This window comes from Methylobacterium brachiatum (assembly GCF_900113845.1).
GTDB lineage: Bacteria > Pseudomonadota > Alphaproteobacteria > Rhizobiales > Beijerinckiaceae > Methylobacterium > Methylobacterium brachiatum.
The window spans coordinates 17653-32160 of record NZ_FOQW01000015.1; the positions used below are offsets into that span (position 1 = coordinate 17653).

At 72.1% G+C, this 14508-nt stretch carries 17 protein-coding genes; 16 read left to right on the top strand and 1 reads right to left on the bottom strand.

The window, feature by feature from the left end; all coding sequences use genetic code 11:
- Nucleotides 1-163 precede the first annotated feature (163 nt).
- Nucleotides 164-1420: a DUF2793 domain-containing protein gene (locus BMZ47_RS19665; protein WP_091863882.1), complete on the top strand. Its 1257-nt coding sequence runs from the start codon at nucleotides 164-166 to the stop codon at nucleotides 1418-1420.
- Between the two features lie 312 nt (nucleotides 1421-1732).
- On the opposite strand, the gene BMZ47_RS19670 is transcribed toward BMZ47_RS19665, so the two are convergent.
- The gene (locus BMZ47_RS19670) at nucleotides 1733-2296 is read right to left on the bottom strand and encodes a GDSL-type esterase/lipase family protein (protein WP_244536877.1); all 564 of its coding nucleotides are present in this window, start codon (nucleotides 2294-2296) and stop codon (nucleotides 1733-1735) included.
- A 44-nt stretch (nucleotides 2297-2340) separates the two neighbouring features.
- On the opposite strand from BMZ47_RS19670, the gene BMZ47_RS19675 reads away from it, so the two are divergent.
- The 15 genes from BMZ47_RS19675 to BMZ47_RS19745 all read left to right on the top strand — a co-directional run bounded on the left by BMZ47_RS19675 (nucleotide 2341) and on the right by BMZ47_RS19745 (nucleotide 14487).
- Complete coding sequence (locus BMZ47_RS19675) at nucleotides 2341-2889, top strand: phage tail tip lysozyme (RefSeq protein ID WP_091863884.1); 549 nt, start codon at nucleotides 2341-2343, stop codon at nucleotides 2887-2889.
- Nucleotides 2886-3410 (top strand): hypothetical protein, encoded by a 525-nt coding sequence (locus BMZ47_RS19680; RefSeq protein WP_091863885.1) that lies wholly within the window; start codon nucleotides 2886-2888, stop codon nucleotides 3408-3410. The genes BMZ47_RS19675 and BMZ47_RS19680 overlap by 4 nt, the downstream gene beginning before the upstream one ends.
- Nucleotides 3411-3575: 165 nt before the next feature.
- Nucleotides 3576-3938 carry a hypothetical protein gene (locus BMZ47_RS19685; RefSeq protein WP_244536878.1) on the top strand — a complete coding sequence of 121 codons (363 nt, stop codon included), beginning with the start codon at nucleotides 3576-3578 and terminating at the stop codon, nucleotides 3936-3938.
- Nucleotides 3935-4135, top strand: coding sequence for a hypothetical protein (locus BMZ47_RS19690; RefSeq protein WP_091863886.1), 201 nt, complete (start codon nucleotides 3935-3937; stop codon nucleotides 4133-4135). Before BMZ47_RS19685 ends, BMZ47_RS19690 begins: the two co-directional genes overlap by 4 nt.
- 212 nt (nucleotides 4136-4347) lie before the next feature.
- Nucleotides 4348-4719 carry a PepSY domain-containing protein gene (locus BMZ47_RS19695; protein WP_007565779.1) on the top strand — a complete coding sequence of 124 codons (372 nt, stop codon included), beginning with the start codon at nucleotides 4348-4350 and terminating at the stop codon, nucleotides 4717-4719.
- Nucleotides 4720-4754: 35 nt separating this feature from the next.
- Nucleotides 4755-5432 carry a response regulator transcription factor gene (locus BMZ47_RS19700; protein WP_007565778.1) on the top strand — a complete coding sequence of 226 codons (678 nt, stop codon included), beginning with the start codon at nucleotides 4755-4757 and terminating at the stop codon, nucleotides 5430-5432.
- On the top strand, nucleotides 5429-6592 hold the full coding sequence (locus BMZ47_RS19705) for a 2-methylaconitate cis-trans isomerase PrpF family protein (RefSeq protein ID WP_091863887.1): 1164 nt from the start codon (nucleotides 5429-5431) through the stop codon (nucleotides 6590-6592). Before BMZ47_RS19700 ends, BMZ47_RS19705 begins: the two co-directional genes overlap by 4 nt.
- 69 nt (nucleotides 6593-6661) lie before the next feature.
- The gene (locus BMZ47_RS28130) at nucleotides 6662-6886 is read left to right on the top strand and encodes a hypothetical protein (protein ID WP_039903449.1); all 225 of its coding nucleotides are present in this window, start codon (nucleotides 6662-6664) and stop codon (nucleotides 6884-6886) included.
- A gap of 58 nt (nucleotides 6887-6944) precedes the next feature.
- Nucleotides 6945-7322: a DUF2335 domain-containing protein gene (locus BMZ47_RS19710; RefSeq protein ID WP_167369067.1), complete on the top strand. Its 378-nt coding sequence runs from the start codon at nucleotides 6945-6947 to the stop codon at nucleotides 7320-7322.
- On the top strand, nucleotides 7319-8737 hold the full coding sequence (locus BMZ47_RS19715; protein WP_007565774.1) for a sensor histidine kinase: 1419 nt from the start codon (nucleotides 7319-7321) through the stop codon (nucleotides 8735-8737). The genes BMZ47_RS19710 and BMZ47_RS19715 overlap by 4 nt, the downstream gene beginning before the upstream one ends.
- Nucleotides 8738-8912: 175 nt before the next feature.
- Nucleotides 8913-10400, top strand: coding sequence for a c-type cytochrome biogenesis protein CcmI (gene ccmI / locus BMZ47_RS19720; RefSeq protein WP_091863889.1), 1488 nt, complete (start codon nucleotides 8913-8915; stop codon nucleotides 10398-10400).
- Nucleotides 10401-10547: 147 nt separating this feature from the next.
- A complete protein-coding gene (gene ccmE / locus BMZ47_RS19725) occupies nucleotides 10548-11063 on the top strand; it encodes a cytochrome c maturation protein CcmE (protein ID WP_007565769.1) in 516 nt (171 codons plus the stop codon).
- Between the two features lie 10 nt (nucleotides 11064-11073).
- Nucleotides 11074-13080, top strand: coding sequence for a heme lyase CcmF/NrfE family subunit (locus BMZ47_RS19730; RefSeq protein ID WP_007565767.1), 2007 nt, complete (start codon nucleotides 11074-11076; stop codon nucleotides 13078-13080).
- A gap of 272 nt (nucleotides 13081-13352) precedes the next feature.
- The gene (locus BMZ47_RS19740; RefSeq protein WP_244536879.1) at nucleotides 13353-13733 is read left to right on the top strand and encodes a cytochrome c-type biogenesis protein; all 381 of its coding nucleotides are present in this window, start codon (nucleotides 13353-13355) and stop codon (nucleotides 13731-13733) included.
- A gap of 97 nt (nucleotides 13734-13830) precedes the next feature.
- Entirely contained in the window at nucleotides 13831-14487 is a 657-nt protein-coding gene (locus tag BMZ47_RS19745; RefSeq protein ID WP_091863956.1) for a glutathione S-transferase family protein, read from the top strand.
- Nucleotides 14488-14508: the final 21 nt, after the last annotated feature.

The window sequence follows — 14508 nt, forward strand, 5'->3', positions numbered from 1 at the left end:
CCGAAGCCCTCACCGTCATTGCGAGCGCAGCGAAGCAACCCTGGGCAGCGCGCGATCCCGGACCGTGGCGCGTGCCCGGGTCGCTTCGCTGCGCTCGCGATGACGGCAAAGCACATCCGGCCGGGCGATCCGATCGGACACCGCAAGCCTTCCGGAGCCCCCCATGACCGACGCCACGCCCCGCCTCGGCCTGCCGCTGATCGCGGCGAGCCAGGCCCAGAAGCACGTCACCCACAACGAGGCGCTCGGCCTCCTCGACGCCCTGGTCCAGCTCGCCTGCCTGGACAAGGACCTCACCGCGCCGCCCCAGAACCCCGCCGACGGCGACCGCTATCTCGTGGTCGCGTCGAATCCGGGGGGCGCCTGGGCCGGGCTCGCCGGCCAGGTGGTGCGCTACGCCGACGGAGTCTGGATCGGCGCCGTGCCCCGGGCCGGCTGGTTCGCCTACCTGATCGACGAGGCCGACCTCTACGTGTTCGACGGGAGCGCCTGGGGCAGCTTCCGCCGGACGCTCACGGCGATCCAGAGCGTCAGCCGGCTCGGCATCAACACCGGGGCGGATGCCACCAACCGCCTCGCGGTGAAGTCGGACGCGGCCCTGCTCACCTGGGACGACGCGACGCCAGGCTCCGGCGACATGCGGATGTCGGTCAACAAGCAGGCGGCGTCCCGGGATGCCGGCCTGATCCTCCAGACCGGCTACTCCGCCCGCGCCCTGCTGGGCCTCCTCGGCAGCGACGACTTCTCGCTGAAGGTCTCGCCCGACGGGTCCGCCTTCGCCACCGCGCTCACCGCCTCCGCGGCGAAGGGCGGGATCGATTTCGCCTCCACGGAGACCGTGCTGGCCTCGGCAGCGACCACGGATCTCGGCGGCACCGCCACGCGGCGCGTGCTGGTGACCGGCACGGCCCGGATCACCCGCTTCGGCACTGGCACCGACCGGGAGCGGCTCCGGCGCTTCGCGCGCGCCGCCACCCTGGTCCACGATGCCGAGCAGCTGGCCCTGCCGACCCGGGCCGACATCGTCACGGCCGCCGACGACACCTGCCTGGCCACCTCGGACGGCGCCGGCCGCTGGCGCGTGCGCCACTACCAGCGCGCCGACGGCACCCCGCTGGCGCTCGGCACGCAGGTGCTGGCTCCGGCCGGCTACGCCCGGCTCGCCAACGGCCTGATCCTGCACTGGGGGCTCGCCACGAGCACGGACGCGGACGTCTCCGTGTCGTTCGCGCCGGCCTTCCCCAGCGCCTGCCTGGGCGTCTGGGCGCAGCCGGTCGCCCGGGATGCCGGGACGCTCTACGCCAGCCAGGTCAGCGACGTGACCGCCGCCGGCTTCACCCTCCGCATCCGCCGCACGACCGGCGGCACGGTGACCGGTGCCGGAAATGTTCAAACGTATTGGCTGGGATTGGGATCTTGAGGGGGGCGGACGCGCGTCTCGCTTTGAGCCGCCCCATCACCGCCGCTCCGGCAACGTCTGCGCTTCCGGCATGCCGAACTGCCGGATCCCCCGTTTACCGGACGGGGCTCCGGTCACCCCCTCCCGTGCGGGAGAGGGACAGGGTGAGGGGCGAGGTCTTTCCGGATAGCGCGTATCCCTCACCCCACCCGCTCCCGCACGGGAGAGGGGGCGCGTCGCGGTCGGCACAAGCCGATGTGTGAACGTCGGAAGGATGTCGGGCGAGGGGAAACGTCGCCGTCGCGATAGGCCCGTGGATCCGTCAGTCCCGCCTCACCAGTCATCCCCGGGCGCCAAGGCCGCCAGCATCACCGGCTCGATCGCCGCGTAGCCGGCGGCGTTGAGGTGTATGCCGTCCTCGGTGAATTCCGGCCGGAGCGCACCCGAACTCGTGGCGAGCGGCGCGTGATAATCGATCAGCGCCGCGGCGCTGGCGGTGCAATGGGCGCGGATCCAGCGGTTCAGGCCGTGGATGCGCGCCACGGGTCTTAGCTCCGGGCGCCACCCCCAAAAATCGCTCGGCGTCACGGTGCCGATCCAGAGCGGCAGCCCGGCCTCGAAGGCGAGCCGCGCCATGGCGGCGATGTTGTCCCGGATCGCCCCGTCCGAGACCGGGCCGCCGATCTCGGCGATGTCGTTGATCCCGCACAGCAGGTGGATGCCCCGGGCGCCGGCCGCGTCCCGCAGGAACCGGGCGCGGATCTGCCCGCTCGTCTGGCCCGGCACGCCTCGGGCGATGAAGCCGTGCCGGGCGAACGTCTCGGCCCGGGCGAGGCCCCAGCCGGCGGTGATCGAATCGCCGATGAACACCAGCGGCCGGTCCTGTCCGTGTCCCACATGTCCCCCGTCCGTCTCGCGCGGACCCTGCCCGGAGAAGACGCATGCCCGCAACCACCGGTCCGGCCCGGGGGCCGGGCGACGCCTTCGCGGCCGGGTGCCGGAGCCTCGGGCCGCGCCTGATGCGCGATCTCGGGCTCACCGACTTCCAGGCCGCGGGCCTCCTGGGCAATCTCGGCCACGAGAGCGGCGGCTTCCGCAAGCTCCGGGAGGTCGCCCCTGTGGTGGCCGGGTCCCGGGGCGGCTGGGGGCTGGCGCAATGGACCGGCCCCCGGCGGGTGGCCATGGAGGCCTGGTGCCGGGCGCATGCCTGCGATCCCGCCTCCCTCGACGCGCAGTACCGCTACCTCTGCGTCGAACTGCGCACCACCGAGGCGGCCGCCCTCGTCGCCCTGCGCCAGGCCCCGACCCTGGAGGCCGCCACCGAGACCGTGTGCCGGCTCTTCGAGCGGCCGGGGGTGATCGCGCTGGCGAGCCGGCTGGACTGGGCCCGCCGGGCACTCGCGGCCCTGCCCGACCGCGCCGCGCCGCCCATCCCCGAATCCCGAGCCGGCCGGGTCCGCCGTGCGCGCAACACCGGAGATCGATCATGACGCAGCTCTTCCGTGCCGGGCTGGCGCTCGCCAGCGCCGCGATCCCGTTCGTCGCCCTGGTCTCCCCGGCGCTGGCCGCTGCGCCCGCGGGCACTGTGGCGATCCCCTGGGGCGACTGGCTGGTCGGCCTGCTGCAGCCGGTGTCGGCGGTGCTGGTACCGATCGCCGCCGCAGCCGTGACGGCCGGTGTCGCCCGGGTCGCGCCCTGGGCGGCCTCGCTCCTGACCCGGGAGCGGGTCGAGGCCGCGATCCGGGCCGGGGCCGAGTACGGCCAGAACGCCGTGGCCGGCGCCGCAAGGGGCCGGACCGTGAGCGTCGATCTCGGCTCCGCCGTGGTCGCGGCCGGCGCCCGGCACGTCCTGGCCACCGCGCCGGCGCACGTCGTCCGGCAGGCCGGCGGTGCCGAGGGCGTCGCCGCCCGGATCTTCCGGACCCTGCCCCTCGACCCGCAGGCCAGCGTCGGCAACGTCCTGACCCCGGCGCTGGCTGATCTGCGCGCGGGGGATGAGCAGCGGGGCTAGCGGCCCGATCCGCCACGATTGGCGGTAAGCAGCTGAAGATCCTTGCTTTTCCCCTCCCCTTTGCGGGGAGGGGCAGGGGGGCGGATCGGGCGCAGCGGTGCCTTCTCCACGACCCCCACCTCCAGCTCCTCCCCGCAAGGGGGAGGGGAGCGCGTCGCGTCTTGCATGGAGCAAGGTGCGACCATCGTCGGCCGGGGGCAGAACACTATGACCACCGCCCGTCACCCCGCGCGCCATCCGCCGGACCCCGGCGACCGGGCGCGCACCATCCGGTTTCCGCCGTTCTGGCACGCCTATGTGGCGCGCCAGACCGAGCCGCGGCTCGCCGTCCTCGACGAGCTCGTGGATGCCCATGTCGAGCGGCGGGTGCTGCGCCGCTATCTCCGGCGCCTCAAGCACGCGATCCTGTTCGCCTTCGTCACCGCGGCGACGGGTGCGCACTGGTTCTCGGACCAGATCGCCTGGCTCACCGAGCGCATGCCCGCCCTGCGGGCGTTCTGGACCCTGATCACGGGAGGCCCGCGATGAGCCCGCATTGGAACCGGATCCTCGACCGAGTCTGGCTGGCCCTGTCCGGGGCGGCCGCGCTCGCGATCACGCTTCAGCTGGGGGCGCAGGTCGGGGCGCGACCCTGGTCGATCGATGCCGTCCTGGCCGCGCAGGCGGCTGTGCCCGCATATCCGGACGCACCGGAACCCGCGCCCGGATGCCGGCACGCGCGCTAGATCCGGGGCTGCCGGGGTTGCGTCACCGCCTGTGCAGCGTGGCCCGGCCGGTGGAACCCGAAAAGCCCGTCGGCCGTAGAGCCCGCACGATGCCGTCCGCGATCAAACAGCTCACGCTTCCCCGAGGCAGCCAGCCGGCCGATCGCGCGTCGTCGCGCCTACAGCTACGTATTCAGGGCGCATTCAGTGCCCTCGGCGCAAATCTTCTGGCAATGCGCTACGCCATCACCCTCGTTGCCATCAGCCTGACCGCCGCGGCCCTCGCCGCCAGCGGCCTCGGCTCCATGGCCGATGACGGGCCGGCCCCGCAGGCCGCCCCGGTGGCGGATCCGACGCCCCTGCGAATCGAGACCTGCCTGTCGCCCGCCGACATGCGCGAGGAGGTCGGCGAGCGCCGGGTGATCGCCCCGGTGGCGGCGATCCGGGCGGCCCGCACGGTGATCCCCCGGGCCGAGATCCAGCGCGCCAGCCTGTGTCGCCACGAGGACGGCCTCGTCTACATGCTGACCGCCTTGCGCCGGGACGGGCATTTCGTGCACGTGATCGTCGATGCCCGCACCGGCAAGGTCGCGGGCCAATACTGACCGGGCTTCACACCCGCAGTGGAATGGAGTGAGCCGTGCGACTGCTCGTCGTGGAGGATGACCGGGACATCAACCGTCAGGTGGTCGCGGCGCTGGAAGAGGCCGGCTACGTCGCCGACAAGGCCTATGACGGCGAGGAGGGCGGCTATCTCGGGGAGAGCGAGCCCTACGACGCGATCATCCTCGACATGGGCCTGCCCAAGGCCGACGGCGTCTCAGTGCTGCAGAAGTGGCGCCGCGCCGGGGTGAAGACCCCGGTAATCATCCTGACCGCCCGGGACCGCTGGTCCGACAAGGTCGACGGCTTCGATGCCGGCGCCGACGATTACGTGACCAAGCCGTTCCACATGGAGGAGCTGATGGCCCGGGTCCGGGCGCTCCTGCGCCGGGCGGCCGGCCACGCCTCCAGCCAGATCGCCTGCGGCCCCGTCACCCTCGATACCCGGTCCGGCAAGGTGTTCGTCGACGGCGCCCAGGTGAAGCTCACCAGCCACGAATACCGGCTGCTCTCCTACCTGATGCACCATACCGGCCGGGTGGTTTCCCGCGCCGAGCTGACCGAGCACCTCTACGATCAGGATTTCGATCGGGATTCAAACACCATCGAGGTGTTCGTCGGCCGCCTGCGCAAGAAGCTCGCCGTCGACCTGATCCAGACCGTGCGCGGGCTGGGCTACCTCGTGGATCCGAACCAGCCCCCGGCGCGGGTGTGACGAGCTTGGCCACCGGTGGCACGCTGCCGGCCGTGTTCATGCGCGGCGGCACCAGCAAGGCGCTGATGCTGCGCCGGCAGGACGTGCCCGGGGACATCGCCGCCTGGGAGCCCGCCTTCCTCTCCGCCATGGACAGCCCCGACCCGTTCGGGCGCCAGCTCAACGGCATGGGCGGGGGTGTTTCCTCGGTCTCGAAGATCTGCATCGTCGAGCCCTCGACCCGGCCCGATGCCGACATCGACTACACCTTCGTGCAGGTCGTGGTCCGCGAGGGGCGGATCGACCTGTCGGGCAATTGCGGCAACATGCTCTCGGCTGTGGGTCCCTTCGCGGTGGACGAGGGGCTCGTGGAGGTCGCCGACGGCCCGGTGTGCTTGCGGATCTTCAACACCAATACGCGCAAGCGCATCGAGGCCGGCTTCGAGGTCCGGGGCGGCCGCGCCGTCTATCGCGGCGCCCTGGCGATCCCCGGCGTCACCGGCACTGGCGCGCCGATCCGCCTCGATTTCGTCGATCCGGGCGGCGCCACCACCGGAAGGCTGCTGCCCACCGGCGCCGTCCGGCAGGTTCTCGACGTGCCGGGGCTCGGCCCGATCGAGGCCTCGCTGGTGGATGCGGCCAATGCCTGCGTGTTCGTCCGCGCCGCCGATCTGGGCCTGACCGGCACCGAATCGCCCGCCGGCCTGGAGGCGGTGCCCGGCCTCCTCGACCGGCTGGCGCGGATCCGCCTGGCCGCCTCCGTGGCGATGGGCATCGCCCCCGATCCCGACGCCGCAGCGCGGATCGTGCACGTCCCCTTCGTCGGCCTGGTCGGGCCGCCCCAGGATTCGTCCAGCTTGTCCGGGGCGGCGATCCGCGCCCCGGACGTCGACCTCACCGCCCGGGTGATCTCGAACGGCGTGCCGCACCAGGCCCTGCCGCTCACCGCCACCCTGTGCCTCGCGGTCGCCGCGCGGATCGCGGGCAGCCTGGTCCACGAGGTCGCCCGCGCCACCGGCGACGCGGCGCTCCGGGTCGGCATGCCCTCTGGCATCCTCACCGCCGACGCCACCGTGGCGCGGGACGGCACGGGATGGCGGGCGGAGCGCGGCTCGTTCTTCCGCACCGCGCGGCCGCTGATGCGGGGCGCGGTGTACTATGATGCGGTGACACCGGGGTGAGTGCGGTTGTCCCGGTATCGCCGAAGAGTTACATCGCTCAGGGCTTCGCGCCACGGATTTGCCACCGCCATGACTTCCGCCGAAAGACCCGATCCGGCGCCGCGGACACGCTGGTCCCGCTACAGGGTCGGCCTGGATGCCCTCGCTTCGTTCTGGCCCGTCGCATCGGAACCGATCCGGTATCCGCACCGGGACGAAACTGAGGCTCTGCGGGGTGATTTTCGCCGCATCGGCGATGATCTGCGTGGCGTGATCGAGCGTGAGGCGGCGCGTGAGCCGATCAAGCAGGACTAGGACACCCGCGCGCCAGCCAGCTCCCACAGACCAGGGCACACTTACGAATCGGGGTGAGGTGCCGGTCGAGGTCGGACGCAGCAGTTTCTGGCAAGGACCCTTGCCGCCGCCTGCCGTGCTCGAAGGATTTGCCCGGTTGGTCCCTGATTCACCCGAGCGCATCTTTCGGCAATGGGAGTTGGAGGCCGATCACCGTCGGACCTACGAGCGGCAAGCTCTGGAGGCTGCCATTCGGCAGGACGTGCGTGGCCAGATCAGTGCGCTCCTATTTGCGCTCGCTGCTCTATCGGTTGCCGCCTTTGCACTCTGGCTTGGCCAGCCCTGGGTCGCAGGAACGATCGGGGGCGGCACGATCGCTTCCGTGGTCGGAGCATTTCTCTACCAGCGCGTCGCGGCTAAGGCGAAATCGCATCCCCAGTCCCCAGGCGGCCGATGAAAACCCTGATCGGTCTCTTCTCCCTGCGCCGCCGCTCGATCGCGGTGCGGCTGGCCGTGTCGGCGTTCCTGTCGAGCTCGGCGATCCTGCTGATCGCGGCCTGGATCCTCACGACGCTCTACCGGGAGAACACCGAGCGCGCCTTCGACAGCCGGCTCCTGGTCTTCACCAACAACCTCGCCACCGACCTCGTCTCGCCCAACGATCCCGAGAGCCGGACCTTCTCGCTCGGCGATCCGCGCTTCGATCTGCCCCTGTCCGGCTGGTACTGGCAGGTCGGCAAGCCCGACGCGAAGCCCCGGGACCTGCGCACCTCCCGCTCGCTGGTCGGCGTGCCGCTGGGGCCGGCCACCGATTCCGACGGCAAGGTCGGGGTCGGGCAGATCCGGCAGGGCTACGGCAAGGCCCAGGACGGGCGGCTGCTGCGCATCATGGAGCGCGACGTCGATCTGGGTGAGGAGGGCCGCTACACCGTGCGGGTGGCCGGCCCCGCCGACGAGATCGTCAACGACGTCGACCGGTTCCGGAACTCGCTGACCATCACGTTCGGGCTGCTCGGCCTGTCGCTGGCGATCACCACCCTGCTGCAGATCCGGTTCGGCCTGGCGCCCCTGAAGAAGATGCGCGCCGCGCTCGGTGCCGTGCGCCGCGGCGAGGCCGACCGCATCACCGGCACCTATCCGCGCGACATCGCCCCGCTCACCGGCGAGGTGAACCTCCTGATCGAGACCAACCGGGAGATTTTGGAGCGCGCCCGCACCCAGGTCGGCAACCTCGCCCACGCGCTCAAGACGCCGCTCTCGATCATCGTCAACGAGGTCGGCGCCTCGGACGCCCCGGAGGAGCTCGCCCAGAAGATCCGCGAGCAGGCGGCAGTGATGCGCGACCAGGTGAATTACCACCTCGACCGCGCCCGCGCGGCCGCGCTCGCCGGCACTTTGGGCACCTCCACGGAGGTCGAGCCGGCCCTGGCCGGCCTCGTCCGGACCTTCGGCAAGATCTACCGGGACAAGGATATCGCCTACGATGTCCACGTTCCTCCCGGCCTGCGCTTCCGGGGCGAGCGCCAGGATTTCGAGGAGATGGTCGGCAACCTCGTCGACAACGCCTCGAAATGGGCCCACGGCCGGGTGGCGATCCGGGCCGAGGCGGTGGCCAAGCACGATTATCCCCACCTCGTCGTGGCCATCGAGGATGACGGCCCGGGCCTGCCCCCGGAGGCCCGCCAGGCCGTGCTCGGGCGCGGTCGGCGCCTGGATGAATCGAAGCCCGGCTCGGGCCTCGGCCTGTCCATCGTGGCCGATCTCGCCGCCCTCTACCGGGGCCGCTTCACCCTGGAACAGGCGAGCCTCGGCGGCCTGCGGGCGGTCCTCGAAGTGCCGGGCGATGCGCCGGTGGGCGCCGCCAGCCACTGATCGGAGGCGGGTTTTCCCGCCGCGGGACGCGGCTTCATGGTCCGGTTGCGCCCCTTGTCATCGCCCGGGAGTTGCGTGACACCGTGCCGCCGCCGGGGGCCGTCGTGGCATCTCGCGGCCGGCTCCACATGGCGTGGTGACATGCGGGTCGGTCGGGCCCGCTGGCGAAGGTTCGATGACGGCGATCTGGTTCATCCTGGCGGGCATGACCGCGGCGACCGTGCTCGGCCTGCTCTGGCCAATGTCGCGACGCACGGCCGTTCCCGCCGGCGAAAGCGGTGCCTCCAGCGTCGATACCGAGACGGCGTTCTACGAGGACCAGATCGCCGAGATCGCGCGCGATCTGGAGCGCGGCCTCATCGCCCCGGACGAGGCCGAGACCGCCCGTGCCGAGGCGGCCCGCCGCCTGCTGCGGGCGAGCCGCGACGCCCGGCGCGACGCGGAGGATGCCGATGCGGACGAGGCCGCGCGCCCGGCCGAGCCGCGGCTGCGCCGGCGCCGGGCGGCCTCCGCGTTCGCGCTGTCCACGATCCCGCTGGTCGCGCTGATCGCCTACGGCCTCTACGGCTCGCCGGAACTGCCCGCGCAGACCGATGCCGACCGGCAGGCTGCCCGGGGCGGCACCGAGGACCTGATGAAGGCGGTCGGGCAGATCGAAGCGCGCCTCGCCCGCGACCCGAACGATGCCCGCGGCTGGGCCGTGCTCGCCCCGGTCTATATGCGCACCGGCCGGTTCGACGACGCGGCCCGCGCCTTCGCCAACATCGCCCGCCTGAAGGGCGAGAGCGCCGACACCCTGGCCGATTGGGGCGAGGCCCTGACGGCGGCGGGCGAAGGCACCGTCTCGCCCGAGGCCAAGGCCCTGTTCGAGAAGGCGCAGGCCAAGGAGCAGAACGCGCCCAAACCCCGCTTCTATCTCGCGCGCGCCGCCGAGCAGGCCGGCGATACCGGCGAGGCGATCCGCCAGCTCAGCGCCCTGGAGGCCGCGAGCCCCGCCGACGCGCCCTGGCTCGGGCTGGTCCGGCAGAACCTCGCCCGGCTCAAGGGCGAGCCGGCGCCGGCCGCTATGCCTCCGACGCCCCAGAAACTGCCGGCCGAGCAGCAGGCGGCGATCCGCGGCATGGTCGACGGGCTCGATGCCCGGCTCAAGACCGGGGGCGGCACGCCGGACGAGTGGCTGCGGCTCACCCGCTCCCGGGCGGTGCTCGGCGAGCGCGATCAGGCGATCGATGCCCTGGCGCGCGCCCGGGTGGCGCTGGCCGGCGACCCGCAGGGACTCGCCCAGGTGGAGGCCGGCGCCCGCATCCTCGGGCTCGATCCGGGTGCTCCGGCCCAACCGGCGGCCCCCGGGCCCATGGCGGGTCCCGCGCCCCGCTCCGACACCGAATCGGCTGCCGCGGCCATGCAGGCGATGTCGCCTGCCGAGCGCGACGTGGCGATCCGCGGCATGGTCGACGGCCTCGACCGGCGTCTCACGGCCCGGGGCGGCACGCCGGACGAGTGGCTGCGGCTCGTGCGCTCCTACAGCGCACTCGGCGAGCGCGACCAGGCGATCAAGGCCCTCGACCGCGCCCGGATGGCGCTGGCGACCAACGCCGAGGCGGTGAGCCGGCTCGACGGCCTCGCCCGGGAGCTCGATCTGGCCCCGAGATCCAATCCCTGACCATCGCGGCCGCTGTTCGTACGACAATCGGTCCTGCCCGACGCCCTTGACCGGCGCGGCTGCCGGGCCGACACCCTGCAAGGCTAGAATGAGAACGGTTTAGGTCTGCTCGGGCCCAAGCCCGCCGGATCCCGGGGTGGAAGAGTCGTGACGCGTAAGAGCCGCCGCCTGATCCTGATCGCCGCCTGCGGCAGCGTCCTGGCGCTCGCCGTGGGGCTGATCCTGTTCGCCATGAGCGGGTCGATCGTGTTCTTCCGCTCGCCCACCGATATCGCCCAGCAGGGCATCGCCCCCGGCACCCGCCTGCGGCTCGGCGGGCTGGTGAAGGACGGCTCGCTCAAGCGCGGGCCCGACCAGACGGTGGATTTCGCCGTCACCGACACCAACGCCACCGTCGAGGTCCAGTACAAGGGCCTGCTGCCCGACCTGTTCCGCGAGGGCCAGGGCGTCGTGGCCGAGGGCATGCTGGAGCCGGGCGGCCGGTTCCGGGCCGACACCGTTCTCGCCAAGCACGACGAATCGTACATGCCCCGCGAGGTCGCCGACGCCCTGAAGGCGCAGGGGCGCTGGCAGGAGGGGGGCGACAAGGGCGCGCCTAAGGCCGGGCCGAAGCCCGTCACCGCCTCCAACGGCGGGACCCTCGGCCCCCGCAGCGAGCGGTAAGGAATCCGGCATGATCGTCGAGACCGGCCATTTCGCGCTCGCGCTCGCGCTGGCGATCTCCCTCGTCCAGATGGTGATGCCGGTCTGGGCGGCGCGCTCGGGCGACCCGGCGCTGCGCCAGGCAGCCTCGCAGGCGGCGCTCGGCGCTTTCGCGTGCGTGCTGTTCGCCTTCGCGGCGCTCACCTGGGCGCACGTCACCTCGGACTTCTCGGTCCAGAACGTCGTCGAGAACTCGCACACCCAGAAGCCGCTGATCTACAAGGTCTCCGGCGTGTGGGGGAACCACGAGGGCTCGATGCTCCTCTGGGTCCTGATCCTGACCCTGTTCGGCGCCTGCGTGGCGGTGGCCCGGAACTCCGTGCCGCCGCGGCTGCGGGCCAACACGCTCGGCGTGCAGGGCCTGATCACCTTCGTGTTCGTGCTGTTCATCATCACGACCTCGAACCCGTTCAGCCGCGTGGTCCCGGCCCCGCTCGAGGGCAACGACCTCAACCCGCTGCTGCAGGACGTCGGGTTGGCGATCCATCCGCCGCTCCTCTACGTCGGCTATGTCGGCTTCTCGATCAGCTTCGCCTTCGCGGTCGCCGCCCTGATCGACGGGCGTATCGACGCGGTCTGGGCGCGGGCCGTGCGGCCCTGGACGCTGGTCGCCTGGTCGTTCCTGACCCTCGGCATCGCGATGGGCTCATACTGGGCCTATTACGAGCTCGGCTGGGGCGGCTGGTGGTTCTGGGATCCGGTGGAGAACGCCTCCCTGATGCCCTGGATCGCCGGCACGGCTCTGCTGCACTCCACCGTGGTGATGGAGAAGCGCGACGCCCTGAAGGTGTGGACGGTGCTGCTCGCCATCCTGACCTTCTCCCTGTCGCTGATCGGCACCTTCCTGGTCCGCTCCGGGGTGATCACCTCGGTGCATTCCTTCGCCACCGACCCGACCCGCGGCGTCTTCATCCTGGCGATCCTGATCCTGTTCATCGGCGGTTCGCTGACGCTATTCGCCTGGCGGGCGCCGCTGCTGCGGCAGGGCGGCCTGTTCGCGCCGATCTCCCGGGAGGGCTCCCTCGTCCTCAACAACCTGTTCCTCGTGGCCGCCTGCGCCACGGTGCTGGTGGGCACGCTCTATCCGCTGCTGCTGGAGATGCTGACCGGCGAGAAGATCACGGTCGGCCCGCCCTTCTTCAACGCGACCTTCATCCCCCTGGCGATCCCGCTCCTGCTGATCGTCCCGTTCGGCCAGGCGCTCGCCTGGAAGCGGGGCGACGTTCTCGCCGCCTCGCAGCGCCTGTTCGCGGCGCTCGCCGTCGCCCTGGTGGTCGGCTTCGCGGTCCTGGCCCTGACATGGGGCGGGCCCGTGATGGCGCCGCTCGGGATCGGGCTCGGCGCCTACCTGCTGATCGGCTCGGCCCTGGAGATCGTCTCCCGGGCCCGGGGCTTCGGTTCCAGCCGGACGCGCGACCTCGGTCAGATCGGGCGCCGGGCCATCGGCCTGCCGCGCTCGGCCTGGGGCACCGCGCTCGCCCATGCCGGCGTCGGCGTGGTGGTGATCGGCATCGCCGCGCAGGGCTGGGCCACCGAGGGGCTGGCGACGCTCAAGCCCGGCCAGACCCTCTCCACCGGCCCCTACACGGCGACCCTCGACCGGGTCGCCCCCCGGGCCGGCCCGAACTACGAGGAGGCCGCGGCCTTCCTGACGATCCGCACCCGCTCCGGCGACGAGGTCGGCCGGGTCGAGACCGGCAAGCGGTTCTACCCGAGCCGCAAGATGTCGGTGACCGAGTCGGGCCTGCTGACCATCGGGGCGAGCCAGGTCTATGCCAGCCTCGGCGAGATCGGCCAGGACGGCGGCGTCGGCGTGCGCCTCTACTACAAGCCTCTGGTGCTGATGATCTGGCTCGGCGCCGTGGTCATGGCGCTGGGTGGCGGGCTGTCGCTCACCGACCGCCGGATGCGCGTCGGCGTCCCGGCCAAGGCGCGGGCGCGGGCCATGCCCAACGCGGCCGCGGTGCCGGCCGAGTGATGGTGGACATGAAGGCCAGTGCGGATCTTCCTCCCCCCCTTGCGGGGGAGGGTGGCCCCTGCGTCAGCAGGGGTCGGGAGAGGGGAGCGCCGCGTCCGGAGAGGTCGCTCCGCTCGATACATCCTGAACCGTCGCGCTGCCCCTCTCCCCCCCTGCTGCGCAGGGTACCCTCCCCCGCAGAGGGGGGAGGGAGGGCGCGTGGCCGCCTCACCCTTACGCTCCTCGCCGCCCTCGCATTCGCCGCCCCCGCCCACGCCGTCCAGCCCGAAGAGGTGCTGAAGGATCCGGTGCTGGAGCATCGCGCCCGGGAGATCTCGTCGGAACTGCGCTGCCTCGTCTGCCAGAACCAGTCGATCGACGATTCCGACGCGCCGCTCGCCAAGGACCTGCGCGTCATCGTCCGCGAGCGCCTGCAGAAGGGTGACAGCGATCCGGCGGTGCTGCGCTACGTCGTGGACCGCTACGGCGAGTTCGTGCTGCTGCGGCCGGTCTTCGCCCTTCACACCCTGCTGCTGTGGCTGACCCCGATCCTGGCCGTGCTGCTCGGCGGGTTCGGGATCTGGCGCCTCGCCCGCCGGCGGCCGGCCGCGCCGGTCCGGACCCTGTCGGCGGCCGAGGAGGCGGAGGTCGCCGCGCTGCTGCGACGGGAGTAATATTCGGCGCGTCGCGATTCGCCCGGATCGAATCGGCATGAGTCTTGGATCCGGCAGAACTGATCGCATGATCGGCGACGCGCCCGGGGTGAAGACGATGACCGCCGCCACGCTCACCATCTCCAGCCGGAATTACTCGTCCTGGTCCCTGCGGGGCTGGCTGATCTGCCGGATGGCCGGGCTCGCCTTCGACACCGAGGTTCTGTCGGGCACGGATGCCACCAGCCGGGCCGAGCTGCTGCACCTCTCGCCGTCCTTCCTGGTGCCGCGCCTGCGCCACGGCGACGTGGTGGTCTGGGACACCCTCGCCATCGCCGAGTATCTCGGCGAGACCTTCCCGGAGGCGGGCCTGCTGCCCCGCGATGTCGCCGAGCGCGCCCATTGCCGCTCCATCGCGGGCGAGATGCATTCGGGCTTCGTCAACCTGCGATCGGCCCTGCCGATGAACCTGCGCGCCTTCCATCCGGGCTTCCGGGTGTTCAACGGCGCCCGGGCCGATATCGAGCGTATCGTCACGATCTTCGACGATTGCCTGGACCGCTATGACGGCCCGTTCCTGTTCGGCCCGCGCCCGACGCTGGCCGACGCGCTCTATGCCCCGGTCTGCACCCGGTTCCGCACCTACGACGTGGCGCTGCCGCCCCGGTCCGCCGCCTACCGGGACACGATCCTGCACTGGGCGCCCATGGTCGAATGGGCCGAGGCCGCCGCCGACGAGCCGGACGAGATCGAAGAGCTGGACATGGAGTTCTGAGGCGCCGTCTGCCCGCGCGGA